The sequence below is a fragment of the Curtobacterium sp. MMLR14_006 genome (genome assembly GCF_001864985.1).
Classification (GTDB): domain Bacteria; phylum Actinomycetota; class Actinomycetes; order Actinomycetales; family Microbacteriaceae; genus Curtobacterium.
In genome coordinates this window covers 1-24405 of record NZ_MJGU01000003.1, presented here as the reverse complement: position 1 = coordinate 24405, position 24405 = coordinate 1, and the positions used below count along the sequence as shown (strand labels likewise).

General features: G+C 71.2%; 22 protein-coding genes and 1 tRNA gene. 3 read left to right on the top strand and 20 right to left on the bottom strand.

Going from position 1 to position 24405, the window contains the following annotated elements:
* Positions 1 to 48 precede the first annotated feature (48 nt).
* Together BIU94_RS01505 and BIU94_RS17600 are read right to left on the bottom strand one after the other, a co-directional pair.
* Entirely contained in the window at positions 49 to 561 is a 513-nt protein-coding gene (locus BIU94_RS01505) for a hypothetical protein (RefSeq protein ID WP_139196231.1), read from the bottom strand.
* Positions 562 to 715: 154 nt separating this feature from the next.
* On the bottom strand, positions 716 to 880 hold the full coding sequence (locus BIU94_RS17600; RefSeq protein WP_175472235.1) for a hypothetical protein: 165 nt from the start codon (positions 878 to 880) through the stop codon (positions 716 to 718).
* A gap of 248 nt (positions 881 to 1128) precedes the next feature.
* Here BIU94_RS17600 and BIU94_RS16910 point away from each other — a divergent pair, with 248 nt between their 5' ends.
* Entirely contained in the window at positions 1129 to 2565 is a 1437-nt protein-coding gene (locus BIU94_RS16910) for a hypothetical protein (protein ID WP_083404514.1), read from the top strand.
* Here the strand turns inward: BIU94_RS16910 and BIU94_RS01495 are convergent.
* The 3 genes from BIU94_RS01495 to BIU94_RS01485 all read right to left on the bottom strand — a co-directional run bounded on the left by BIU94_RS01495 (position 2547) and on the right by BIU94_RS01485 (position 4133).
* Positions 2547 to 2620: transfer RNA gene (locus tag BIU94_RS01495), tRNA-Pro, on the bottom strand. The genes BIU94_RS16910 and BIU94_RS01495 overlap by 19 nt on opposite strands.
* 83 nt (positions 2621 to 2703) lie before the next feature.
* A complete protein-coding gene (locus BIU94_RS01490) occupies positions 2704 to 3306 on the bottom strand; it encodes a hypothetical protein (protein WP_071253569.1) in 603 nt (200 codons plus the stop codon).
* Positions 3303 to 4133 carry an endonuclease/exonuclease/phosphatase family protein gene (locus BIU94_RS01485; RefSeq protein WP_071253506.1) on the bottom strand — a complete coding sequence of 277 codons (831 nt, stop codon included), beginning with the start codon at positions 4131 to 4133 and terminating at the stop codon, positions 3303 to 3305. Before BIU94_RS01485 ends, BIU94_RS01490 begins: the two co-directional genes overlap by 4 nt.
* A gap of 70 nt (positions 4134 to 4203) precedes the next feature.
* Between BIU94_RS01485 and BIU94_RS17595 the strand changes: the two genes are divergently transcribed.
* Positions 4204 to 5679, top strand: a complete 1476-nt coding sequence (locus BIU94_RS17595) for a hypothetical protein (RefSeq protein WP_071253504.1) — start codon at positions 4204 to 4206, stop codon at positions 5677 to 5679.
* A gap of 46 nt (positions 5680 to 5725) precedes the next feature.
* On the top strand, positions 5726 to 7876 hold the full coding sequence (locus BIU94_RS01475; protein WP_071253502.1) for an ATP-dependent DNA helicase RecQ: 2151 nt from the start codon (positions 5726 to 5728) through the stop codon (positions 7874 to 7876).
* Between the two features lie 36 nt (positions 7877 to 7912).
* On the opposite strand, the gene BIU94_RS01470 is transcribed toward BIU94_RS01475, so the two are convergent.
* The 15 genes from BIU94_RS01470 to BIU94_RS01395 form a co-directional block, all read right to left on the bottom strand.
* Entirely contained in the window at positions 7913 to 8185 is a 273-nt protein-coding gene (locus BIU94_RS01470; RefSeq protein WP_071253500.1) for a hypothetical protein, read from the bottom strand.
* Between the two features lie 224 nt (positions 8186 to 8409).
* Positions 8410 to 8748 carry a hypothetical protein gene (locus BIU94_RS01460; RefSeq protein ID WP_071290571.1) on the bottom strand — a complete coding sequence of 113 codons (339 nt, stop codon included), beginning with the start codon at positions 8746 to 8748 and terminating at the stop codon, positions 8410 to 8412.
* Between the two features lie 36 nt (positions 8749 to 8784).
* A complete protein-coding gene (locus BIU94_RS01455) occupies positions 8785 to 9291 on the bottom strand; it encodes a hypothetical protein (protein WP_139196227.1) in 507 nt (168 codons plus the stop codon).
* A complete protein-coding gene (locus BIU94_RS01450) occupies positions 9288 to 9998 on the bottom strand; it encodes a hypothetical protein (RefSeq protein WP_139196225.1) in 711 nt (236 codons plus the stop codon). The genes BIU94_RS01455 and BIU94_RS01450 overlap by 4 nt, the downstream gene beginning before the upstream one ends.
* A 402-nt stretch (positions 9999 to 10400) precedes the next feature.
* Positions 10401 to 10646: a hypothetical protein gene (locus BIU94_RS17200; RefSeq protein ID WP_139196223.1), complete on the bottom strand. Its 246-nt coding sequence runs from the start codon at positions 10644 to 10646 to the stop codon at positions 10401 to 10403.
* Positions 10647 to 10921: 275 nt separating this feature from the next.
* On the bottom strand, positions 10922 to 12736 hold the full coding sequence (locus tag BIU94_RS01440; protein ID WP_071253489.1) for a hypothetical protein: 1815 nt from the start codon (positions 12734 to 12736) through the stop codon (positions 10922 to 10924).
* A complete protein-coding gene (locus BIU94_RS01435) occupies positions 12733 to 13020 on the bottom strand; it encodes a hypothetical protein (RefSeq protein ID WP_071253485.1) in 288 nt (95 codons plus the stop codon). Before BIU94_RS01435 ends, BIU94_RS01440 begins: the two co-directional genes overlap by 4 nt.
* Positions 13021 to 13094: 74 nt before the next feature.
* Positions 13095 to 13391 carry a WXG100 family type VII secretion target gene (locus BIU94_RS01430; protein WP_071253483.1) on the bottom strand — a complete coding sequence of 99 codons (297 nt, stop codon included), beginning with the start codon at positions 13389 to 13391 and terminating at the stop codon, positions 13095 to 13097.
* Between the two features lie 103 nt (positions 13392 to 13494).
* Positions 13495 to 17964 carry an FtsK/SpoIIIE domain-containing protein gene (locus BIU94_RS01425; protein ID WP_071253482.1) on the bottom strand — a complete coding sequence of 1490 codons (4470 nt, stop codon included), beginning with the start codon at positions 17962 to 17964 and terminating at the stop codon, positions 13495 to 13497.
* A 78-nt stretch (positions 17965 to 18042) separates the two neighbouring features.
* Positions 18043 to 18564 carry a hypothetical protein gene (locus tag BIU94_RS01420; RefSeq protein WP_071253480.1) on the bottom strand — a complete coding sequence of 174 codons (522 nt, stop codon included), beginning with the start codon at positions 18562 to 18564 and terminating at the stop codon, positions 18043 to 18045.
* A 39-nt stretch (positions 18565 to 18603) separates the two neighbouring features.
* Positions 18604 to 19239 (bottom strand): hypothetical protein, encoded by a 636-nt coding sequence (locus BIU94_RS01415; protein ID WP_139196221.1) that lies wholly within the window; start codon positions 19237 to 19239, stop codon positions 18604 to 18606.
* Between the two features lie 159 nt (positions 19240 to 19398).
* Positions 19399 to 20919 carry a ribosome biogenesis GTPase Der gene (gene der / locus BIU94_RS01410; protein ID WP_071253476.1) on the bottom strand — a complete coding sequence of 507 codons (1521 nt, stop codon included), beginning with the start codon at positions 20917 to 20919 and terminating at the stop codon, positions 19399 to 19401.
* Between the two features lie 194 nt (positions 20920 to 21113).
* The gene (gene cmk / locus BIU94_RS01405; RefSeq protein WP_071253565.1) at positions 21114 to 21779 is read right to left on the bottom strand and encodes a (d)CMP kinase; all 666 of its coding nucleotides are present in this window, start codon (positions 21777 to 21779) and stop codon (positions 21114 to 21116) included.
* Between the two features lie 212 nt (positions 21780 to 21991).
* Entirely contained in the window at positions 21992 to 23104 is a 1113-nt protein-coding gene (locus BIU94_RS01400) for a prephenate dehydrogenase (RefSeq protein WP_071253474.1), read from the bottom strand.
* Between the two features lie 34 nt (positions 23105 to 23138).
* Positions 23139 to 23921, bottom strand: a complete 783-nt coding sequence (locus BIU94_RS01395; RefSeq protein WP_071253563.1) for a pseudouridine synthase — start codon at positions 23919 to 23921, stop codon at positions 23139 to 23141.
* Positions 23922 to 24405: the final 484 nt, after the last annotated feature.

Genomic DNA, 24405 nt, shown 5'->3' with positions numbered 1-24405 from the left:
CCGGGGTTATCCCGCGCGCCCCTTGTGCAGAGCACTGCTGGGCAGGAGTCAGCACATCGGGTGCCGCTCGGTGATTCGTAGCCAGTCGTCGAATTCCGGGATCGCAATCCGTTGTGCGGAGCGTGCCCTCCACTCGTGCTCCCACTCGCGGATCCGCGAGAGGCACAGCGCGAGGTAGTCGGCGGCGTAGCTGGACCATCGGGCGCTGTAGTCGATGGAATCGCTGAGGACGTCGTCTCCTGTGTCGAGGAAGACGAGGCCGTTGCCGAGCGCTTCACCAAGGCAAGCGCGTGTGGAACGCTTGAGGTGCCTCCATTGACGTGGGAGCCGGATCTTCATCGCGTCCAGGCTGCGGTAAGCGATCGGGATGTGCTCAACCCAGAATGCGGTGTCGCGGCGGTCGCGCAGGTGATGCAGCTGCTCGACCATCGGTACCATCCACGCGAAAAGTTCAGCTGCGGCCGCTCGTCGGCGTTGTCGTTCGTCGTCTTGTCGCCGCTGGGTGCTTCCGATAGCGCCGTCGATGAGGGGGCCGATGGTTCCGCCGATGATGTCGGTCATGAAAGCAATCTCAAGGACACATCCGACATTCAGCTCGAACCGTTCGCAGGACCCCGTTGCTGCTGCCAGCCGGAGGCAGCGAGCCGTGGATCGATGGGAACACGACGAAGCCCTCCCGGTCCGAGAGGGCTTCGTCGTGTTCGGTCTGGGTCGACTACAAGGCGCTGGTTCGGAGCGGGCACCGAGTGACCCGCCGGTTCGCGCCGGGGCTCAGGGGGTTCCCGTTGCGGTCCTGCTTGACCCGGTACCGGCGGAGCTCGACCTGGTCGGCCGACATGACGTGGGTGGCGTCGAAGGCAGCAGCCGCCTGGCTGGGCATTGCGGGAGCGTAGAAGCGGCCCTCTCGCTGGAGTGCGGGCGACCGTGTTGCGGCGGCGGCGACCTCCGAGTGTCGCGCGGTGTGGTCGGCTCGGTGCCACTCGGCAAGAGTGGTCAGGATTGCCTGGCTGATGCTCCGCGAGCAGGTCGTTCTACCTCCAGCCTCGCGCCATTCGCAACGCGCCCGAGCGCAAGGAGGTTGACGTCAGCTTCGACGGCACCCACATGACTTCCCCTCTGACGACGGGCATGTCGCACAACAAGGACAAGATCGCCAAGCGTGTTGAGAAGGACCGTGTACTGGCAGCGGCCGGTAAGCCCCGCTCGGGCTCGGTGTCGCCGTTCGCAGCGTGGAAGGTCACCGAGACCTCGAAGCGCATCGACGCTCCCCCAGGTCAGATGGCGCAGTACGAGACTGAGGAGGACTACCTCTGGGGGTGGAACGCCACGCTCGCGCGCCGCGTGTTCCTCAAGCCGGACGACCGGTGCAAGGCTCCACAACTCATCCTCGGCGCTACCTTGAGCATCCCGGGCAGTGGCAACGTCGAAGCCGCTGCTTTCGTCCTCGAGCAGGTCGTTCGCGCGGGCCACCTGCCTGGCATCGCGGATGCCGACATGGAGTACTTCGCCAACGCCACGCCGGATCGGCTCTACGACCCAATTCGAGCACTCGGCTGGGAAGCGAGCACTGAGTGGCGCGACGACCGTCTCGGGCCTCGAGGCGGGTACGCCGGCGCGATCTTCATCGAAAGCGGTGCCTACTGCCCCGCAATGCTCATGTCGCTCCAGATGGCCAGTAGGCACGTCAAGGACGGTGAGATCGATGAGATCACGTACCGTGCTCGCATCGATGAGCGCGAGAAGTGGGAGGTCCGACCGAAGGCACGCCGGAACCCGGACGGCAGCGTCACGATGATGTGTCCCGCATCCGGTGACAGCCCCCGCATCAAGTGCCCGCTCAAGAGGACCCGAGCGCGCGTGTCGGAAGCAAAGCTGCTGACGATGGACGAGGTGGACCCGAGCGAACCCGGTTACCCCGTCGGCGAAAACCTTCCCCTCATCTGCTGCCAGGACTCCGTCAAGTTCCCGAAGGAGAACCTCCCGCCGCTCACCCAAGCCCTGCGATACAAGTCCCGCGAGTGGAGCGACTTCCACGGCTACGCGCGCAACCTCATCGAGAACGGAAACTCGATGCTCAAGGCTCCGAAGTACGGGTCCCTGCACGACCACCTCAACAGGCAGTCTCGCGGCTTCGCATCGGGCTACGTGTTCCTGACGTTCCTGCTCGTCGCGCTCAACATCAAGCAAGTCTGCGATTTTTTGAAGGCGAAGGAGATTGAAGACCGCCGAGCAGCCGAGAACCGTCCCCCTCGCGAACCGCCGATCATGCGTCGCAGAGACCGCGAGTTCTTCAACGAGTACACCGGCACCCTCCCGGGTGGAGCGCCGGACATCGAGGTCCGCCAGACGCGAGCCAAAGCACGACGGGACAAGGCGGCGACGGTAGCTGCCGCGAGAGCGGCCGCCACGAAGACCAATCGATCTGAGCAAGCGAAGGCGGGAGCCGAGATCGCCTCAACCCGGAAGCCCAGGAGAACGAGGAGAGGCCCGCAGCCACAAAGCTGCGGGCCTCTCCTCGTTGTTGAGTTCTTAAGACGCCCCCCCGGTCGGGCTGACAGGATTTGAACCTGCGACCCCTTGACCCCCAGTCAAGTGCGCTACCAAGCTGCGCCACAGCCCGTGAGCCCCGAGGGGCTCAGGATCCCGGAGGATCCTCGCCCGCGTCCGACCGGAGCGTGAGCGACCGGTCCAGCATAGCGGACGTCAGGCCGCCTCCGTGCCACGGCGGGTCGGCTGCACCACCTCGCGCCGGGCCGCGAGCCACGGCAGCCCGAGCCCGAGGAGCAGCCCGCCGGCGCCGTCCGCCGCCAGGTCGCCGATCGTGTCGTCGTAGCCGACGAAGATCGCCGAGTCGACGAAGTTGTGGCCGAGCCACTCCCCCATCTCCCACGCCGCGCCGATGGCCAGGCCCGCGGCGAGCGCGAGGACCGCGACGACGACCCGGCGCTCGGCGTGCGGCGCCGGGACCGCCCGCAGGTCCGAGCCGATGACGTACAGCACCGCCGCGAGCAGCCCGGTCAGGACGACGTGCATGAACTTGTCCCACAGGAAGACGGTCGTGTACCACTCGAGCACGCTCGACCACCCGGCGAGGAGCACGAGCGCGCAGACGGCGATGTCGAACGCCGGCCGCAGTCCGAGCATCCGCGGCACGACGACCCCGAGCAGCGACAGGGCCATCACCGGCAGCGCGGTCCCGCCCCACCCGATGCTCGCCACGACGAGGCTGACGAGCGTCAGGGCACGCACCACGTCGGCCGCCAGGAACCGCGGCCGCAGGAACGTCGGCCCGAGCGAGCGGATCACGACGCCCACCGCACGACCGCGTGCACGGCCGCGTGGTCAGAGGGCCAGACGTCGCCCGGCCGCCGGTCGGAGACGGCGACCCGCTCCACCTCCGCCTCGTCGGTCACGAGCACGCCGTCGATGCGCCGGTCGCCGACACGGGGGCTCCGGTAGTGCGGGTACGTCCCGTACGCCTCGCCGACCTGACGGGAGGCCCGGTTCCAGCTGTCGACGACACCGGCGTCCGCCAGTGCTCGCCACGGTGCGGACCCCGCTGGGCTGTTCCAGTCGGCCATGACGACCGCGGGCAGGCCGCGCTGCCGGACGATGCGGCCGAGCAGTCCGGCGGACCGGAGCCGGGCCCACGGCGAGGCGACGTCGAGGTGCGTCGCGATCGCCAGGAACCGCACGCCGGTCGCCCGGTCGTCGACGACGGCGCCGACGGCGTGCCGCGGGAACGACGTGGCCCACGAGCGGGACCCGGGTCTCGCGGGGGTGCGGGAGAGCGCCCACGTGCGCTGTTCGACGACGTCGAGGCGGGCGCGGTCGAGGAACAGCCCGACCTGCTCGCCCCCGCCGCTGCGTCCGCGGCCGACCAGCACGGTTTCCCAACCGAACCCCAGGGCGGCGGTGAGGTCGGCGGCCTGGGTGGGCAGGGCCTCCTGGACGGCGAGGACAGTGGGCGCTTCGGAGGCGACGAGCGCGATCAGGGCGTCGCGGCGTCGCTCCCAGGCGTCCGGGTGGGACGGCGGCCGCGGCACGCGGCGACGCACGTTGAGCGTCATGCAGTGCACCTCGGGCGACCGGACCGGTCCGATGAGCGGGCGGTCGTCGGGGTGGTGGGGCATGCCTCCCTTCTACGAGACGACACCCGTCGGATTCCCAGGGACCTCTCCGCCTGCCTCGTAGGGTGGCCCGATGCGTTCCCGACCTGCTGCCCGAGTCCTCGTCGCGACCGTTGCCTGCGGGCTGCTGATCGGCGCCGCCGGGTGCACGTCGAGCGAGCCGGAGCCGACCCGCGCGACCCTGTCGAGCGCGTCCGCGGACACCGTCACCGTGGCGGCCGGGTCCGATGCGGCCGAGCGGTCGCTCCGGGCGAGTCGCGCCCTGTTCCGGAGCGCGCCGGGGGCCGTCGTCGCACCGGCCGGCGACGCCGACGCGGTGGCGGCAGCGAGCGGGGTGGCCGAGCGCTCCCACGTGCCGGTGCTCCTCGCGGGCGAGGGCGGCGGGAAGGCCGTCGCCCGGGAACTCGACCGGCTCGGCGCCGGGTGGTACCAGGCCGAGGGCGACGTGTCGGTCGACACCGACGCGACGGAGCAGGACGCGCCAAACGGGGGCGACGCACCGGAGGCGGGGCGTGCCTCCCGGCCGACCACGGTCGTGGTGGCGGACGCGAGCGCTGACGCCGCGGTCGTGGCGACCGCGAAGGCCGCCGGTGCACACGTCGTGCGCATGCCCGACGGGGTGACCGATCCCGCGGCGGCGCCCGACGTCGTGACGGCCCTGCACGACGGCGCGGGCGGGCCGACGCTGCTCGTCGGGTCGGCGTTCGCCGCGCTGCCCGACCCCGAGTGGACCGTCCGGGCGGCCGAGAGCGGGTTCCAGCTGCGGAACGGCGGCCAGCGACCGTTCGACGGGCACCGCTACGTCGCGCTCTACGGGGCGCCGGGTGCGCCGGCGCTCGGTGTGCTCGGCGAGCAGGGGCCCGAGGCGACCGTCCGGCGTGCCGAGGCCGTCGCGAAGCCGTACCGGGCGGAGTCCGACGAACTCGTGACGCCGGCGATGGAGGTCATCGCGACCGTCGCCGCGGGCGACGCCGGGGCCGACGGCGACTACTCGACGGAGCTGCCGGTGTCGACGCTCGAGCCGTACGTCGACGCGGCGCACGACGCGGACATGCCGGTGATCATCGACCTGCAGCCCGGGCGCTCGGACTTCCTGTCGCAGGCGAAGAAGTACGAGTCGCTGCTGAAGAAGCCCGGCGTCTGGCTGGCGCTCGACCCGGAGTGGCGGCTGACGAAGGACCAGGTGCCCCTGAAGCAGATCGGCAGCGTGTCGGCGTCCGAGGTGAACGAGGTGTCATCGTGGCTCGCCGACCTCGTGCGCAAGGAAGGGCTGCCGCCGAAGGCCCTGGTGCTGCACCAGTTCCGGCTGTCGATGATCCAGGACCGTTCCGCGCTGAAGACCCACCCGGAGCTCGACATGCTCGTGCACGTCGACGGGCAGGGCTCGCAGCCGGACAAGCAGGCGACGTGGAAGGCGCTGCACCAGGGCGCGCCGAAGGGCTTGCACTGGGGCTGGAAGAACTTCTACGACGAGGACACGCCCATGCTGACCCCGTCGCAGACCATGTCCGAGGTGACCCCGACACCGTCGCTGATCACCTACCAGTGAGGCGCCCCGGCGGGGTTTCGTCGGTCGCTGCTGACAGCATGGGGGCATGTCTGGTCTCGGTTCCCCCGCTCCGTCCGCCGTCGCACCGTCCGCGGACATCGCCGCCGAGGCACAGCAGGCCCTCGCTGCCCTGACCGGCCGGCCCGACGCCGTGTTCCACCCCGGCCAGCTCGAGGCGATCTCCGCCCTGGTCGAGCACCGGCAGCGCGCCCTCGTCGTGCAGCGCACCGGGTGGGGCAAGTCCGCCGTGTACTTCCTCGCGACCCTGCTGCTCCGTCGCCGTGGTGGCGGCCCGACGGTCCTGGTGTCGCCGCTGCTCGCCCTGATGCGCGACCAGGTGGCGGCAGCGGCCCGGGCCGGCGTCCGGGCGGTGTCGATCAACTCGGCGAACGCGCACGAGTGGGGCGAGACCCAGGCGGCACTCGCCCGTGACGAGGTCGACGTGCTCCTCGTCTCCCCCGAACGCCTCAACAACCCGAAGTTCCGCGACGAGCAGATGCCGACCCTCATCGCCCGGATGGGCATGCTCGTGGTCGACGAAGCGCACTGCATCTCGGACTGGGGCCACGACTTCCGACCGGACTACCGGCGGCTGGCCGAGCTCATCCGCTCGCTCCCCCCCGGCGTCCCCGTGCTGGCCACCACGGCGACCGCGAACGAGCGCGTGGTCGAGGACGTCGCCGAGCAGCTCACCGCCGGTCCCGCCGACCCGGTCTTCACGATCCGCGGGTCGCTCGCGCGAGCGTCCCTGCGCCTCGGCGTGCTGACGCTGCCCGACGCCCGGCAGCGACTCGGGTGGCTCCTCGCCCACCTCGGCGACCTGCCCGGCAGCGGCATCATCTACACGCTCACCGTCTCGGCGGCCGAGGACATCGCCCGATTGCTGCGCGACAACGGCTACGCGGTGCGCGCCTACACGGGCCGGACGGACACCGAGGAACGCGAACAGCTCGAGCAGCAGCTCAAGGGCAACGAACTGAAGGCCCTCGTCGCCACCAGTGCGCTCGGCATGGGCTTCGACAAGCCCGACCTCGGCTTCGTCGTGCACGTCGGCGCACCGTCGTCGCCCGTCGCCTACTACCAGCAGATCGGTCGTGCCGGCCGTGCCACCGACAACGCCGACGTCCTGCTGCTGCCCGGCCGCGAGGACCGCGAGATCTGGCAGTACTTCGCCAGCGCCTCGATGCCGACCGAAGCCCGCGCTGCCGCCGTCCTCGACGCCCTGTCGACCGACACCGCCATGTCGACCGTCGCCCTCGAAGGCCTGGTCGACATCAAGCGCTCCACCCTCGAACTCCTGCTCAAGGTGCTCGACGTCGACGGTGCCGTCCGACGGGTCACCGGCGGCTGGGTCGCGACCGGGCAGCCCTGGCAGTACGACGCGCCCCGGTACGAACGCGTCGCCGCGGCCCGTGCCGCCGAGGCCGCGTCGATGCTCGACTACGAGGCCACCTCGGCCTGCCGCATGCAGCTGCTGCAGCAGGACCTCGACGATCCCTCCGCAGAGCCCTGCGGCCGGTGCGACAACTGCGCGGGCGCCTGGTTCCCGACCGACGTCTCCGACTCCGACTCGACCGGTGCCGCCGCCGCCCTCGACAAGGTCGGCGTCGAGGTCGCCCCGCGTGCGCAGTGGCCCTCCGGTATGGCCTCGCTCGGCGTCGCGGTCCGCGGCAAGATCGGCCCCGACGAACTCGTGCAGCCCGGCCGAGCTGTGGCGCGTCTGACCGACCTCGGCTGGGGTGGGCCACTGCGGGCACTGTTCGGGTCGGGTGTGCCGGATGCGCCCGTGTCGCGGGAACTCGTCGAGGGCTGCGTCCGTGCGCTCAAGGACTGGCCGTGGGAGACTCGGCCGACCGGCGTCGTGGCGATGTCCTCGCGGTCACGGCCCGAACTCGTCGGGTCGCTCGCGCAGGCCCTGTCGTCGATCGGCCGGCTGCAGTTCCTCGGCACGCTCGGCCGGAACGGCGGGACACCCCGCGGGGACGGCGCGACGAACAGCGCGTACCGACTCTCCGGCGTGTGGGACACCTTCACGGTGGACCCGTCACTCGCCGCCGCTCTGCAGGCCCACGAGGGACCGGTGCTGCTCGTGGACGACCTGGTCGACAGCCGGTGGACGATGACCGTGGCGGGCCGGGAGCTCCGTCGCGCGGGTGCGTCGGCCGTGCTGCCGTTCGCGTTGGCGACGGTGGCCTGAGCCGGGTCGGCGCGCGGCGCTGGGGATCCGCCAGCGTCAGTACTCGTACGGCAGGTCGAAGTCCTGCGGCAACCCGAAGCAGGCGGAGCCGGAGATGACGTCGATCACCGTGCCGTCGTCCCAGATGGTCACCAGGAGCTGCACCCCGTCCGGGTCGATGATCTGGACCCGAACGTCGCCGCGCCGCAACGGGTCTTCGCTGACGTCGTAGCCGTCCCTCGTGGCGAACGTCTCGGCGATGCGCTGCTGCGCAGCCGTCGCGTCGACCCCCTCGCTCAGGGTCGCTCGGATGTGGCCGCTCCACCGCACGCCGGCGGAGCAGTCGAGGAACGATCCGCTCGACAGCTATCGCACCGACTCGACCTGCGAAGACGGCAGCGCCTTGATCGTCCGTAGCTCAGCTCGCTGCACGGTCGCCTTCACGACGGCGAGGCGCTCATCCGGGTCAGCGGGCAGTGGGTCGGCGTGCGCACAACCGGCCAGCAGCAGCCCGACCGCGGCGGCTGTGGCGACCGCGATCGTTGGAGCGCGCATCATGCACCACCGGAGTTCGCGACGGTCACCATCACGACGACGACCAGCAGGAGGACCTCGAAAGCGAGCAGGACGCCAGCGAACAGGACGGCGACGATGCCGAGCACACGAACGAGACGGCTCGCATCCGTCACGTCAGCGATCCCCATCAGCGTCCCGAGCGCTGAGAACACCATCACGAGCGACCAGAAGATCGCCCACCCCGGTCTCCCGTGGGACACGCCTTCCAGGGACAGGTAGGCCGTCAGAGCGCTGACGACCGTGATCGCACCGGGGACGAGGATCCTCCAATGCGGAACACGCCGCTGCGCAGTGGTCGACTCTTCACCGGTCACCATCAGTTCCCCCTCTGTACCCATACTTCCTCGTCGACATCAGTAGCTCGACGGTGGCACCCAGTCGTCCGGCACCCTGAAGCACGCCGAGAACGAGTCGACGTCGATCTTCCGCCCGTCGTCCCAGACCGTGGCCAACAGTCGCACACCCTGCCGATTGACGAAGGCGTACCGCAGCGACCCGACGGACGTCCGATCATCGCTGACGTCCAACTGCTCGCGTCGCGCCGCCGCACCCATACTGCGCAGGACCTCCTCGGCGTCGGTGCCCCCCGCGAGCGTCGCCTGGATGTTCCCGGACCACAGGAAGCCCGTCGAGCAGCTCAGGAAGGAAGCGGTCTCGATCTGGTGCGTCTCCACCACATCGGACCGCGGGATCAGATCGATGATCGACTTCTCGGCGTCCTGCGCGGACTTCTTGGCCTGGGCCGTGCTGACCTCCGGGTCCTCCACCGGCCCACGCACCAGGGCACAACCGCTCAGCAGGACTGCCATCGCGCTGGCCACCCCGGCGACGCCGAGCAGTACCCGCGGACGCGCGGTCACCACGAGCCGCCCCCGAAGAACACCTCAGGCACCGCGAAGCACGGCGACGAGGACAAGATGTGCACGGTGTTTGGTTCGGTCCCGAGTGAGACCAGGTACCCCTCCCCGTCATCAGCCGAGAGGTCGATCGTCGCGAGTCCATCGGAATCCCGACGCTTCTCGAGATCCCACCCCGACTTGCCGCGCCACGCATCCTCGACCGCCGCGACGACAGCATCCATGTCGGGCTCCCCGCTCGTGACGACGTTCGTGACACCGACCCACTGCCGCTGGTGTTCGCCGCAGGGGAAGAGCGTGCCCTTCTCCTGCTGCCGGGCACGTGATCGGTCTGGGACGGCCTCCGCGATCTCCCGTTCCGTGCGCTGCGTGCCCGCTTTCGCCTTGCCGATGACGGCTTCGGGCGACGCGGTGGGTGCTGCGGGCTCGCCGGCTGCGGGTCGATCGTTGCCCGGTGCCGAGCAGCCCGTCAGCAAGGCAACGAGGACGATCGGCGCGATGATTCTGGGTTGCATGTCCTGTCCGAAGTTGGTCGTCGTCGGTAGCGGTCGATGGATGCTCGACGTCATCGAGCCGACTCGAATGGCGTCACAGGTCTTCCGACGAACCAAGGGCAGTTCGCCCGTGTAGACCGGACCGCTGCTCACCGTTCTGCGGACCTGCGCGGACTTCTCGAGGGGCTTCGCATCGTGAGCCAGCGGGACGTCCATGAGGCCGCCGCTGGCCACTGACCGAACTGCCTCCCCATCTCGGCGGCACCAACGAAGACCGTTCCGGTGACCGATTGGTCCCATCCCACGAGCTCCCACCCAGCACGATCGAGGGATCGCCCGAGCGGTGGACCGTCGTAGTCCTCGACTACGACTCGGACCCCTGCGGTGGGCTTCCATTCGTTCACCGAGTAAGCCGACTTGAGGAGATCACTGCTGGAAGCGGCGACGTCGTCTTCACGCTGGTCAGCATCAGTGGCGGTCACTATGACGATTGTGGTCCCAGAGCCATCGTCGAGGCGGCCAGCGCGATCGTCGTCCCTCGCCTCATGTCGACCCGCTCGACACGTCGCTCCTCCATGGCCATCACGCCCTGTCGGGCTGCCCGGAGTCGACTCGCGATCACCAAGTGCCACCGCCCGAAAAGATCTCCGGCACGGCGAAACACGACGACGACGACCGGATGTGCACAGTCTTCGCTTCGGTCCCTCGTGAGATCAGGTACCCCTCCCCGTCACTGGTCGAGATGTCGATCGTCGCGAGTCCCACCGTGTCTTCACGCTTGTCGATCGTCCAGCCAGACCGGTCGCCCCACGCCTTCTCGACAGCCGCCACGACCGCGTCCATGTCGGGCTCGTCGGTCGTCACGACGTTCGTGCCTCCCGACCACTGACGCTGGCGCTCACCACACGGGAAGAGCGCCCCCTTCTCCTGCTGACGAACACTCGATCGGTCGGGTACGACCTCGGCGATCTCGAGCTCGACGCGTTGCGTCCGCGCCTTCGCCGCACGGATCTCGACCTCGGGCGAGGCGCTCGGGGTCGCCGGTTCGGAAGGAGCTTCGGGTCGGTTGTTGTCCATGGTCGAACATCCCGTCAGGAGAGTCAGGAACACGATCGGTGCGATGAGCTTGCGTGAGCGGTTCATCGCACCCCGTAGATGACTTTGTCGATGTGGTCCAGCACGGCTCGATTCTCTCGCGCGTTGGACGCGATCAGGTTGTGGTTGTCCAACAGCACACCCTGATCGGGGTAGGCGTAGTCCACTCCCATCACCGAACCCGTCTTGATGAAGGACTCGGGTCCGGCGTAGAAGTGCTGTTCGAAGGCGTCCGAGGTGCCGGGGTTCCGGCCGTCCCACACCTTCCCCGTCAACTGGGCTTCCCACAGCAGGTCGGGGTAGCTCTCGTGGACGTAGTTCGTCGACGGGTCCGGGGACCACTGCTCGGGCATGCCGGCACCCGCGAGCGACACGACGTTGTCCCAGTGCGCACCGGCGACCTCGGCGGACGTGACGTTCGCCAGCCCCCAACTGTGTGCGATCGCAGTCGACTCTGCCGCGCGGACGATCGGGCTGCTCGCGTTCAACCCCTGTTCGAACGACGCGAGCTGCTTCCCGGACTGCAGGGCGAACTCTTCGTCGTTGGCCTCGAAGATCTTGGTGAGGTCCATGTCGCTCTTCTGTCCGTACTCCCCCGGGTACCGACCGTCCTTGTACACGAACACGACGGTGTCGGGGTGGCCCGCGACGATGGAGGATGCGATCGCCTGCGTCGAGCCGTCGTAGAACTTGGCCAGGTCGGCGAACGTACCCGGCGTGTACGTGACGACGTGCTTCGTTTGGTCGGTGATCGTCCCCTCCATCTCGATGATGCGGGACCGATCGGGGTCGTACAGGTACAGCTGCCTCGTCGGGCTGTCCCCGACGGCATCCTTCAGGTAAGCGATCTCGGCTTCGAGTTCGGCTCGACGCTTCTCGAGGGCACGGGTGCTGACGTGGCCCTCGAGCGCAGCGATGGTCACCATCACCGAGTAGAGCTCGGTCTGGTCGGCATCGAGCCGGTCCTGCGCGTTCGTCTTGTTCGCCGCCACACGTGCCTGCGGTGCCAGTCCGTCGAGCGCTCCCATCGTCACCGGCATGGTGGCGAGGAACCACTGCTGCTGTTCGCTGAACCCAGTCGGGTCGGCCGGGTCACCGATCGCGGTCCACCACGCGGCCACGGCCTCGGGCGACGCAGCCGCGATCTTCTTCGCCAGGTCGGGGTTGTCGGCGAGGAGCATCTCGCGGTCGGTCGCGGACAGCCCGACCAGCAGCGCCAACAGGTCGTCGGGCGACTTGCTGGCGACGTCGACTCCCGAGAAGTTGCTCAGTCCGCCGAGGACGTCCTGGTTCTGCAGCGCGGCCGCGCAGGTCGCATCGATACGGCGGCGATCTGAAACGAGGGTGTCCCACTCGGCGTCGATCGCACGGATGTCGCTCTGCGCGTCGTCGATCAGCCCCTGCGCCTTGGCCTTCTGCCTGGCGAGGTCAGCCTTCGCGGCTTCGTCGTCCGGAGCGGGCTTGCCGGTCAGCAGCGGCGAGGTCGTCTGGGGGAACAACTCAGGGAACGGCATCTTCGCGCGCGCCGACGACAAGTCCTGCTCCGCCGTCGCGCGACGCGTCTCGAGCACGACCTGCCGGTCCTTGATCTGCGTCAGCGCACCGGCGTACGTCGTGAGCGCCGTCGCCTGCTTCTCGAGGCCGGTCGCCACGAGCTCGATGTCGGCCGCCTTCTTCGACAGCTCCGCCGCGAAGGACCGCTGGCTCGCAGCTTCCCAGTCGACGCCGGACTGCGACGCCACGGACTGGATGGTGCGCTGGGCATCACGGACCTTGGCGGCACGCGCGGTGCGCAGCGCTGCGACGCCCTGGATGCCGGCCGGACTGCCCTGACCGGGGTCCGCCTCCGACCAGCTCACTTGCCGGCCGCCTGTGCTTGGGCGGCATCGGCGTCCGCGTACGACCGCTTCACCGACGTCGGGAACTTGCCGGCGTCACGGATGCTGTCGGCCGCGATCTTCGACCGCTGGACCTGCTGCGCCGTGGCGTCGCGCAGGGCACCCGACACGACGTCGGATCCCAGCTCGGCGTTCCCCTGACCGCCCTCGATCTTCGATCCGATCTCGATGTCGTCCCCCGCTGCCGTCACCTTCGTCGACAGCGCGTCCAGCGCGTCGTACGAGATCTTGAGCTTGCCGCTCACACGTCACCCCCATGACAGGGAGGGCCGACACCGCACTGCTGCGGCATCGGCCTCCCGATGTCAGATCTCTCCGCTCAGCGACCGAGCTTCGACGCGAGCTGCTGGTCGACGTCGCCCAGCGTGTGGGCGGTGGTGCGCAGGAACTGCGCCAGGTCGTTCAGCCCGCCGATGGTGTTCTGCGCGCCGGTGGTGAAGCGCTGGTAGGCCTCGTTGTACGCACCCGAGGAGCGGTCCGTCTGGAACCCCGCCTGGGTCAGCGAGGCGATCTGCGCCTGCAGCTTGGACAGGGTCGCGTTGATCTCGTCACGGCCGGCGACGAGCCGGTCGGCGTTGCTGTTGAGCTCCTGGTACGAGACGTTGATGTTCGCCACGGTTGCACCCCTTCACGGTGGTCGGTGTCGCCAGCCCCTCCGGCGACTACGCCCACCGTACCACCACGTGATAAAACCTCGCGCGTGAGATGTCTACCCCCTGTTAGCGGGTCACCTTCGCTTCGACGGTGTGCGCGACTTGTACCCGGGTGATGCGCCCCGAGTCGACCATGATGCCTCGGCCGACCGGGAAGTCCGAGCGGGTCACCCGCGGGAACGCGGTGCGGAACAGCGTCAGCCCGTCCGTCTCCTCGGGTTGCAGGGCGATGCCGGCGCGCGCGGTCTTCAGCTCGCCGAAGAGCTGCCATGCGCTCGGTGCCGTCACGGTGTCCGCCTCGGCGAGCACGAAGACGCCGGCGCGACGCGCGGCCTTGATGAGCCGCGCCACCTGGCCTTCGGCGGGCAGCCCCTCGAAGTCGCCGACGTTCTCGATGACGATGATCGGTTCGGCGTCGTCGAAGGGCGTGGCGCTCTCGAGCCGCGTCGCGAGCTCCGACGCCAGTGTCTCGGCCGAGGACCCGTCGGTGGATGCCGACGCCCATGCCGTGGCGTCCCGCAGGACCGACCGGCGTCCGACGATGAGGTGCGCGGGTCGCTCGGGCCAGGTCTGGCGGACCGACCGGATGAGGGTCTGCATGGTCGTCGAGCGTCCGGACCCGAAGGGGCCGGTCACGACGAACAGGCCGTCGCCCGGGATCCCGATGGGCGCGAGGGTGTCGTCTGCCAGGCCGATGGTCGGGCGACCGCCGACCGACGCCGGTAGCGACGCCTGGTCCACGACGGCGGGCAGGCGACGGATCGGCGGCGCGACGGCGACGCCGCGGGCGACGAGTGCGGTGGCGAGCGACGACACGGCGGCGTCCTGCACGACCAGGTCCGCGCTGCCGGCGGGCACGGCGAGCTGGACCTCGTGGTCGTCGACGAGCCCCCGGCCGGCGACGGCGTCCTCGAGCACGTCGGCGGGGACGTCCGCCGCGATGTACTCGAGTTCGCTCGCCAGGCGGAGGACGATCCGCTCGCCGATCGCGGCCTGCAGGTTCGACGGGAACGCCCCCATCCGGTCGGCGGACATCACCAGGTGCACGCCGAGTGCACGCCCGGTGGCGGCGACGGCGACGACCTGGTCGAAGACCTGCTGCGATCCGGGGCGGAACTCGTACTCGTTGCGGAACGCGCCCATGCCGTCGACGAGCACCAGGATGCGCGGCTCCGCGACGCCGGTGACCGCCCGGTACTCGCTGATGTTCGCGGCGCGCGCGGCCGCGAAGCGCGCGGAACGGTCCGAGACGGTCGCCTCGAGGTCGGCCAGGAGGCGCGTGATGCGTTCGTCGTCCGGCCCGCTGATGACGGTCCCCACCGTGGGCAGCGCCTCGAGCATGCTGAGGCCGCCGCCGCCGAAGTCGAGCCCGGTGATCTGCACGGGGAAGCGGTCGGCCACGGCCGAGGCCGCCACGGCGACCGCCCGGAGCGCAGCCGACTTGCCCGCGCCACCGGCCCCCAGGACCGCCAGGTTGCCGATGAGGTCGAGGTCGAGGCCGAAGGGCGTCTGCTGCTGCGACTCCGGGACGTCGACGGTGCCGACGACGAGCGTCGAACCGGTCGACGCGGGCAGCGCCCCGAGGTCGATCGTGTCCGGCAGCTGGTCGAGCCACGGCTTGCGGGGCACGGCGAGCGCCCGGTCGTCGGCAGCCCGGGTGATCGTGGCGGCGAGCCGTTCGATGTCCTTCGCGCGCTTCGAGTCGCGCGGGGCGCGCGGCGCGCTCGGCCACACCGTGCCGGGGCCGAACGGGAACTCCTGCACCTCGACGTCGGGTTCGTGCACGACGTCGTCGGACCTGCCGCCCAGGTAGGCGGTCTGGAAGTCGAGCACCCGCCCGGGGCCGATCTTCGCCGCGGCGCGGCCCGGGGTGCCCGGGTCGAAGAAGGCGGCGTCGGACACCCCGAGGACGTCCTCGCTGTCGACGGGGTCGGCCACGCGGAGCGCGATGCGCAGGTTGGTGTTCGCCCGCAGGGAGTCCTTGATGACGCCGCTCGGCCGCTGCGTCGCCATGACCAGGTGCAGCCCGAGGGAGCGTCCGCGCTGGGCGACGTCGATGACCCCGTCGATGAACTCCGGGATCTCGGACGCGAGCGCCGCGAACTCGTCGATGACGATGACGAGCGCGGGCGGAGCCGCCTGGTCGCCGCGCTGCTCGAGCGTCACGAGGTCCTTTGCACCGCGCTCGTTGAGCAGGTGCTCGCGGTACCGGAGCTCGGCGCGGAGCGAGGTCAGCGCCCGGCGGACCAGGTGCTGGTTGAGGTCGGTGACGAGCCCGACGGTGTGCGGCAGGCCGACGCACTCCGCGAAGGCGGCGCCGCCCTTGTAGTCGACGAGCAGGAACGTGACGCGGTCCGGCGAGTACTCCGCCGCCATGCCCATGATCCAGGTCTGCAGGAACTCGCTCTTGCCCGAACCGGTGGTACCGCCGACGAGCGCGTGCGGGCCGTGGGCGCGCAGGTCGAGGGCGAGCGGTTCGCTCGGTCCCTGCCCGACGACGGCGCGGATGCCGCCCGACTCGCGACCGGCGCCGGGCACCCAGTCCGCCGTCAGGCTGTCGTTCTTCGCCCACCGGCTGACGACGGCCCCGGCGTCGCCGGCGACGTCGCCCTCGTACAGGTCGACGAAGGCGACGCTGTGCGGCAGGTCGGTCTCGTCGAGCACCCGGGCACCCGAGTCCTGCACCGGCGCGATCGACCGTGCGACGGTGGCGGCCTCGATGCTGTCGACCCGGTCGAGCTCGTCGAGCACGACGGACTGCCCGGAGCGGACGAAGCCGACGGTCGCCGTGCCCGAGGCGCGGTCGAGGGAGACGTACGTGCGGCAGACCACGGGCAGCGCGCTGAGGGTCGAGGCCAACCACAGCAGGTGGACGCCGTAGTCGGGGCCCTCCTCCGCCAGGGCGACGAGGCGCGCGCGGTCCGCCGGGGCCTCGGCCGTGACGAGGACGACGACGGCCGGGGTGGCCGGCAGGCGGTCGACGGACTCGCCGTGCTCCTCGTCGAGCGCGCGGCTCTCGTCGATGCGCGACCGGACGTGCTCGCCACGGCCGACCCCGGCGGCGCGGCGGGTGGCGACGAGGCCCTCGAGTTCGGCGAGCAGGGTCGACGCGCCCGCGAAGTCGCGGACCAGCCCGGCGGAGCGCAGCGGGCTGTAGGGCGAGTCCACGTGGGGTAGCCACTTCAGCCACGCCCACTGGTCGGTCGTCGTGCCGCCGGCGAAGGCGGTGACGACGAGGTCGGCCGGGCTGTGCAGGCCGACGAGCTGGACCACGAGCGACCGGGCGACGTCGTCGGCGACCAGACCGGTGCCGGCGACGCCGATGGCCCCGGCACGCTCGAAGGTCTCGACGACGGGGACGGGTCCGACGGTCGCGTACTCGTCGGCGAGCGCCTCGGCCCGGTTCCAGTCGTCGACGCTGCCGGAGTTCTTCGACGGCATCACCACGGTGGAGCGGGACGGCTGCTCCCCCGCGCCGAAGCGCACCTCGAGGAAGGTCGTGTGCTCGGGCTTGCGGGTCCAGAGCAGCTCGGAGCGGTCGCGCATGGCGGCGGTGACGACCGAGGGTGCCGGTGACTCGGCAACGCGCGCCTCGACCTCCTGCGCGCGGGCGGCGGCGAGTCGGGCACCGGTGTCCTCGAGGGACTCCTCGAACCGCTGCCGTTCGTCGCGCTTGCGCCGTCGGTTCTGCACGCGCTGGTCGATCCAGGTGCCGATCATGATGATCGGGGACAGCGCGATGAAGATGAGCGTGTACGGCTGCTTCGTGACGAGGAAGAGCACGCCGCCGAGGATGATCGGCGCGAGGATCGCGATGACGGGCAGCCGCGGCTTCTCGCCGGGCACCGGGATCTCCGGCAGGGTGAAGTCCTTGCCGCGGTGCGCCGGGTCGACGCGCGGCGAACGGGAGAACTCGGTGTGGTCCGCCCCGGCCGTACCCGGCGCGACCGGCAGGGGCGACGTGGACAGCGGGAGGATCCGCAGGGTGGAGCCGCCGACCTGGACGACGGCGTCCGGCCCGACGAAGGACCGCGCGATCAGCCGGCCGTCGACGGCGACGCCGTTCGCGGAGTTCAGGTCGACGACCTCGATCGTCTCGCCCACCGTCACCGAGGCGTGCCGGCGCGACACCTGGTCGTCGTCGGCCAGGTAGACCTGGGCCATCGCGTCACGACCGATCAGGTTGACGCCCTGGGACAGCGTGTACTCGTTGCCCGCCTCGGGCCCGGAGAGCACCTGCACGACGGCGGCGGGGGCGTCCTCGACGTCGTCGCCGCGGCGGCGGTCGGTGGCGGGGACGACCTGCACCCGGCACCCGGACCGGAGCGAGGACTCGTGCACGCTCGCCGACGGGTTGAGCAGTCGTGCCTGCGGGCGGTCGGGCAGCCAGACCCGCAGGGTCAGCGGCACGCCCGTCTGCACGCCCTGGCCACCGACCAGCCGTTCCGCCACGCTGCCGATCGTCGCCGTGACGTCCGCGGTGACGACGACGTCCCGCTCGGTCCCCGCGTCCGCGATGGTCACCTTGAGTTTCACAGTCCACCCCCGTGGCCTCGATCGTAGCGCTGCCCGACGACGCGGGTGCCCGCGGTGCGGCGCCTGGGGACGAGCGCGCTACTGCCGCGCGGGCTTGGGGAACGCGGTGCGCATGTGGTCCGACGTGAGCACGTCGCCGATGCCGACCATGAGCAGGGAGAACACGATCTGCTCGATGACCATCCAGAACGGGTACAGCCCGGGGATCGCGGCGACGACGAGCGTCACGATCGGGAAGATCCGACTGAACAACCGCATGCGCTGGTACGCCCAGTAGTAGCCGAGCTGGGCGCGCCAGGCGAAGACGTAGAGCGTCAGGGTGATGAGCAGGACGACGGTGGCGCGGAACCAGACCGCCCACGGCACCGACTGCCCGGCGTGCGTGAGCAGCACGGCGATCACCACGGCGGCGACCCCGACGATGGTCTCGGCGACGAGCAGCCACCGGATCCACCGGAAGGACCGCACGGTGTCCGGGTGGTCGAGCATGTCCTCGCGGACGACGTAGCCGCCCTGTCGACCACCGGCCAGGCGGTCGAGCCGCAGACGGCACCAGAGACGGTCGGCGCGGGCACCGAGGCCGTCGTTCTGCTGGGTCACGAGTCCATGGTGCCGTACCCGGCGGTGTCCCCGGTGCGCTCAGCCGACCGGCACGAGGGTCGCGCTGCCGACGACCTCGCCGGTGGCGGTGTCGGTGAGGACGAGCGAGCGGACCTCCTCGGGCAGGCTCCACGGGTCGCCCACCGTGATCGACAGTTCACGCTCCGAGGCCGGGAACTGCGCCAGTTCGACGGACGTGCCCGGGATCTCCGTCCGGGGGTCGCCGTCGGCGGGCACCGTCCCCGCTGCCAGGACGACCGAGACGCCGCTCCGGGCCCGGGTGCGCAGGCCGTCGACGTGGACCTCGATCGCGTCCTCGCCGCCGAGCCGGGCGATGCGGACGTGTCCGCTGGCCGCTCCGCCCACGCCGACGACCTCGCCGGCGACCGGGGGCACCCGGAGCCACCACGGCTCGACCGGCGACGTGTCGACCGGACGCGCCTGTTCCCCGGAGTCCGGCACGGTGTCCCCCAGGCCGTTCGACGGCACGAGGCCCTCGGCCGGGACCCGTGCCGTCCCGTGGTCGACCGTGTCGACGCGGGCGACGGGTTCCTGGTCGTCGGACCGAGCGCCCGACCAGAGCGTCACCGCGCCGACGACCGCGACCGCGACCGCTGCCACGACGCCACCCGTCGCGAACCGACGTCGCCCTGTCCCCCACCGCTCGATGCGCACGTTCCCATGGTGCCGCACCGACGGGGCGGAGCCGCACCGGGCCTCCCGGTCGACTCCGACGGACGGGAGCACGACGGACGGCAGCACCGACGGACCGGAGCACCGCGACGCAGAACGCGCCCCGGGGATCCGGGGCGCGTTCTGGGCGGACTGTGCGGGTCAGCGCTTCCGGCGCTCGCGCACTCGCATGTTGACGTTGATCGGCGTGCCGGAGAAGCCCCAGACCTCGCGGAGCCGGCGGGTGATGAACCGGCGGTACTGCGGGTCGAGGAAGGCCGACGTGAACAGCACGAACGTCGGCGGCTGGCTCGACGCCTGCGTCCCGAACAGGATGCGCGGCTGCTTGCCACCGCGGACGGGGTGCGGGTGCTCCTGCACGAGCTCGGCGATGAAGGCGTTGACCTTGCCGGTCGGGATGCGGGTGTCCCACGAGTCCAGGGCGGTCTCGAGCGCGGGCACGAGCTTCTCGAGGTGGCGGCCGGTACGGGCCGAGATGTTCACCCGCGGCGCCCAGGCGACGTGCGCCAGGTCCTGCTCGATCTCGCGCTCCAGGTAGCGGCGGCGCTCGTCGTCGAGCAGGTCCCACTTGTTGTAGGCCAGGACGAGCGCGCGGCCCGACTCGAGGACGAGGTCGATGATCCGCAGGTCCTGCACGGAGACGGGCTCGGTGACGTCGAGGACGACGACGGCGACCTCGGCCTTCTCGAGTGCGGCCGTGGTGCGGAGCGACGCGTAGAAGTCGGCGCCCTGCTGCAGGTGCACGCGCTTGCGGATACCGGCGGTGTCGACGAAGCGCCAGACCTTGCCGCCGAGCTCGATCTGCTCGTCGACCGGGTCGCGGGTGGTGCCCGCGAGGTCGTTCACGACGACGCGCTCCTCGCCGGCGGCCTTGTTGAGCAGCGAGCTCTTGCCGACGTTCGGACGGCCGAGGATGGCCACGCGACGGGGGCCGCCGACCTCCTGCTTCGCGACGGCCGAGGTGTCCGGCAGCGTTTTGATGATGAGGTCGAGCAGGTCCGCGACGCCGCGGCCGTGCAGTGCCGACACCGGGTGCGGCTCGCCGAGACCGAGGTTCCACAGCTCGTAGGCGTCGAGGTCGCGGCGGTCGTCGTCGGACTTGTTCGCGACGACGATGACCGGACGGTCGGTGCCGCGGAGCATCTTCACGACGTGCTCGTCGGTGGCGGTGATGCCGACCGTGACGTCGACGACGAAGAGCACGGCGTCGGCGAGGTCGATGGCGACCTCGGCCTGCGCGGCGACCGAGGCGTTGATGCCCTGGGCGTCGGGCTCCCAGCCGCCCGTGTCGACGAGCGTGAAGCGCTTGTCGTTCCACTCGGCCTTGTAGCTGACCCGGTCGCGCGTGACGCCGGGGACGTCCTGCACGACGGCCTCGCGGCGGCCGAGGATACGGTTCACGAGCGCGGACTTGCCGACGTTCGGGCGGCCGACGATGGCGAGCACCGGGTAGGCCGGCAGGTAGTGGACGCCGTCCTCGCCGATCTGACCGGCTTCGAGCAGGGCGAGGTCCTCGTCCTCGAGGTCGTACTCCTCGAGTCCGGCGCGGAGTGCCGTGGCGCGCTGCTCGGCCTCTGCCTCGTCGAGTCCGGCGAGGCGCGCGCCGAGGGCGTCGTCGTACTCGGGGAAGTCGTCGTTGTCCGGGTTGTCCAGCTGGGCCATGGTGGTTTTCCTCGCGAGCGGCCGGGGCCGCGGTGTCGGTGGCCGTTGCCGGCCGGGGCCGGGGGTCCGGCCGTGGGTGACCGGCTGGCCGAGGCCGTCCGGTCGTGCGTCAGTGCGGTGCGGTGACCGGCTGGCCGAGGCCGTCCGGTCCTGCGTCGGTGCGTGACCGGCCGGCCGAGGCCGTCCGGTCCGCGTCAGTGCGTGGCCGCGCGGGCCAGGTCGACGACCGCCTGCACGGTCTGGTCGAAGTCGAGGTCGGTGGAGTCGAGCGTCGTGACGCCGTCCGCGGCGTTCATGAAGTCGACGACCTTCGCGTCCGCCGCGTCACGACGAGCGAGCGCTGCGGAGGTCTCGGCGGCCGACTGGGTCGTGACCTCTGCCGATCGTCGGGCCATCCTAACGGACTCGTCTGCGGTCAGCAGGATCCGGACCTCGGCGTCGGGGGCGACGACCGTGGTGATGTCCCGGCCCTCGGTGATGATCCCCGGGGCGTCGGTCTTCCGCATCACGGTGCGGAACAGCTGCACCAGGCGGTGCCGGACGTCGGGCAGCTTCGCGATGTGGGCGACCGCGCCGGTGACGTCGGGGGTGCGGATGGCCTCGGTGACGTCGGTCTCCCCCACCTTCACGAAGTAGTCGTCGGGGTCGGTGCCGATCGCGTAGTCGAAGGTGTCCCAGCTCGCCAGGACCGCCGCCGGGTCGTCGAGGTCGACCCGCTGCTGCAGGGCGTGCCACGCGAGCGCCCGGTACGCGGCTCCGGTGTCCTGGTAGCCGAAGCCCAGCACGCGCGCCGCCGCACGGGACACACTCGACTTGCCGCTGCCGGCCGGACCGTCGACCGCGATGACGGTCTTCGCCACGTAGGCCCCGTCGGCGAGGCCGGACGGCACCGGAGCACTCGTCGAACCGGGCTCGCCGCCGGGCTCGCCCAGGCCGGCCGGGCCGCCGAGCGGACCGCCCTCGGCGCCGCCGCGCGCACCGTCGCCGGGCGTCGGGGTGGGCAGGCCGGTGTCGGGCCCGTCGGGTCCGCCGGTCGCGCCGGGTTCGTTCGTCGCTGCGTCCACGTCGTCGATCATGCCCATGCTGCTGCGATCCTCCATCCGCGACCCTCGAGCTGCTCGACGAGTCGTTGTTCCTGCTCGGGGACGACCGACACCTCGACGATGCCGATCGGTGCGCCCGGTGAGTGCTCGAGGCGCATGTCCTCGAGGTTGATGCCGATCTCCCCGATGAACGTCAGGAGCGCGGCGATCTGCCCCGGGGTGTCGTCCACCAGGACGACGACCTGGGCGAAGCGCTTGGTGGTGCCGTGCTTGCCCGGCAGCCGTTCGACACCGCGGTTGCCCGCGGCGATCGCCTCGGCGAGGGTGCGCGGAGCACCGGCCGCAGCGGGGTCGTCGAGTGCGCCGAGCAGCCCGGTCAGTTCGTCGCGCAGGTCCGCCAGCACGTGCCGGACGTTCGCCGCGTTGGCACCGATGATCTGCACCCACAGCCCGGGGTCGCTCGCGGCCACGCGGGTCACGTCGCGCACGCCGCCGCCGGCCAGGCCGAGGGCGCCGTCCGGGGCGTCGCGCAGCCGCGAGGCCATCAGCGTCGACACGAGCTGCGGCACGTGCGAGACGTAGGCGACGGCGAGGTCGTGCGCCGCCGGCTCCATCGGCACGACGGTCGCGCCGACGTCGAGCGCCAGGTCCTCGACCACCGCGGCGCGCTGGTAGGTGATGCCGTCGTGCCCCGCGATCACCCACGGGCGACCGACGAACAGGTCGGCTCGCGCCGCCGTCGGGCCGCTGCGCTCACGCCCCGCCATCGGGTGGGACCCGATGTAGCGGCTGACGTCGGCACCTGCGGCGACGAGCTCCGCCAGCGGACCGGCCTTCACGCTCGCGACGTCCGTCACGATCGCGTCCGGGTGGTCCGCGATTTCGCGGGCGACGACCGTCGCCACGACGTCCGGCGGCACGGCCACGACGACGAGCTCCGGGGCGTCCCCGACCGCCGGCCGACGACCGGCTCCGTAGTCCACGGCGAGCGCCAGCGCGGCGGGCGACACGTCGTCCAGGACGACGTCCACCCCCTTCTCGCGCAGCGCGAGGCCGATCGAGGCGCCGAGCAGCCCGGCGCCGACGACGCGCACCGGACCCCGCAGGCGGCGGTCCGTGTCGTGCGGCGTCAGGTCGGTCACCGGGCAAGCCTACCGATCGCGGTGTCCGTCCCCGTCAGTCCGCCGACTCGTCGTCGTCCTCGTCGTCGTCCAGCGCGACGTCGCGGTCGTCCCGGCCCGTCGGCTTCGCGTCGCGGACCGTGGCGAGCAGCTTGCCCACCTCGACCGTGCCGAGCTCGCGCATCTTGCCCGGCGGCAGGCTGCCGAGGTGCAGCGGCCCGAACGACCGCCGGACGAGTTCGAGCACCGGGTGGTCGACGGCCTCGAGCATGCGGCGGACGATCCGGTTGCGGCCCGAGTGCAGGGTGATCTCGACGAGCGACTCTCCCCGCGAGGACTCGAGCAACTTCACCCGGTCGGCCTTGATCGGGCCGTCCTCGAGTTCCACGCCCTCGAGCAGTCGCTGCACGACGGCCGGGTTCACGTTGCCGTGCACCTTCGCGATGTAGGTCTTCTGCACCCCGAAGGACGGGTGCGCGAGCACGTGGGCCAGGTCGCCGTCGTTCGTCAGGACGAGCAGCCCCGAGGTCTCGGCGTCGAGGCGACCGACGTTGAACAGCCGTTCCTCGTAGCGGTCGACGAACTCGGTCAGGTCGCGGCGGCCGCGCTCGTCCTGCAAGCTCGAGACGACGCCGGTCGGCTTGTTGAGCACGATGTACCGCCGCGAGGAGTCGATCTGCACCGGCACGCCGTCGACGGCGATCGCGTCGGTCGCGGGGTCGACGCGACGCCCGAGGGCGTCCACCACCTGCCCGTTGACCGTCACGCGGCCCTCGACGATCAGGTTCTCCGCGACGCGTCGGGATGCCACGCCCGCAGCGGCGATCACCTTCTGCAGGCGCTCCCCTTCGGCCTGGAGGCCCGGCTCGGCCCCGCCGGACGCCGTCCCGTCCGCCGCGTCCCAGTCCGGGATGATCGGCCGCTCGGGTGTGCCCTCGAGCGGTGCGCCGTGGCCGTCGCGCTCCCCGCTCGGCTTCGGCGTGGTGCGGGCGGCGCCGGGGCGGTCGCTGTTGCGCACGCTCGTGGTGCCGCCGACGTAGCGACGGCCGTTGTGCCAGACGCGGCTCTGCTGCCCGTCGGGCCCGCGGCGGTCGTCACGGCCGCGGTCGTCACGGCGGTCGTCACGGCCGCGGTCGTCGCGGCGACGGTCGTCACGGCGGTCGTCGTCGCGGCGGACGTACCCGCCGCGGTCGTCACGGCGCCGGTCGTCGTCGCGCCCGACGAAGCGGCCGGAGTTGCCGCCGCGGTCGTCACGCGGCGCCGAGCTGCGGTCGTCACGACCCCGGTAGCCGCCACGGTCCTCGCGCGGAGCGCCGCCCCGG